The sequence below is a fragment of the Meridianimarinicoccus zhengii genome (assembly GCF_003254465.1).
Lineage (GTDB): Bacteria > Pseudomonadota > Alphaproteobacteria > Rhodobacterales > Rhodobacteraceae > Meridianimarinicoccus > Meridianimarinicoccus zhengii.
On the sequence record NZ_QDFI01000180.1, the window covers coordinates 1 to 1,074 of the forward strand.

1 protein-coding gene is annotated in these 1,074 nt (G+C 76.6%); it reads right to left on the reverse strand.

What is annotated here, in order from left to right:
• The coding region (locus tag DDE13_RS22465) for a hypothetical protein (RefSeq protein ID WP_162631204.1) at nucleotides 1-996 on the reverse strand (996 nt) is incomplete at its 3' end.
• Between the last annotated feature and the right edge of the window lie 78 nt (nucleotides 997-1,074).

Here is a 1,074-nt window from a genome sequence, read left to right on the forward strand (position 1 = left end):
GCCCGTCCCGGCAACGGCAGCGGCGTCCGCGGCACCGCCGGGCTGGAACAGCGGTGCCCGCAGCAACGCCAGCGCCGCGGGCAGGTCCGCCGCGGCGTCGAAGACCATGCGCAGCGGGCCGGTGGCGTCCGGCCCGGTATCCGTCCAGATCCGGCCCGGCCCCAGTTGCACGGTCTGGGCCTGCGCCGCTGCCGGACCGTCCGGTGGCGCGTCGACCGGCAGGGCGATCGCCGCGCGATCCAGCAGAAAGGCGACGCGATCCCGATCCAGCACCACCTGCCCGGTAACGCCCGCGATGGGCGGCAGGCGCGGATCGACCCGCATCGCTGCGTTTTCCAGATGCAGCGAAAGCGCGCTGTCGTCGAGCCGTCCGGGTTCGCGCGGATCGCGCAGGTCGTGGCGCAGCGACAGGCGCAGGTCGCGCAACGTCCCGCCGGACACCGTCTGCGCAACCCAGGCCCGCGCGCGCGGCGCGATTTCGTGCGGCCAGAGCGCGAGCGCGCCGTCCACCGCCAGCGGTCCCGCAACAAGGTCCAGCGCGATCCGCCCGCCCGGCCAGACACGCCCGGTCCCCGTGACCCGCGCGCCATCGCGCTCCAGCGTCATCGCCGCGATCTGCACCGCGCCGCCGGGCCCGCCGACCCGCAGATCCGCCCAGAGCCGGTCGGCGCGCAGCGCGACCGGGGTGCGCTCCGCCCGCGGCACGTCCACCGCCACCTCCCGCAGGTCAAGTTGCGCGGTGATGGCGCCGCCCGCCCCATCGCTGCGCAGATCGGCACGGCCCGCCAGCCGCGCCGCGCGACCGTCCAGCCACATCTCGCGCAATTCCAGATGCCGCCTATCCGCCGACAGCCGCATCTCCGCCCCGAGTCCCGCGATCTCCACGGCGTCCCCGGTGCCGGACAGGCGCACCGCCCCGGCACCGACCCGCAAGCGCCCCGACAGCGGCAGTGCGCGCCCGTCGGGGCCCAGCCCTCCGTCGAGATCGAGCGACACCGGGGCCGCGATCCGCGACAGGCTTGCACCGAGGGGGGTCGGCCCGGCCAGCCCGGCCAGCCGCGCGGGTTACACGCC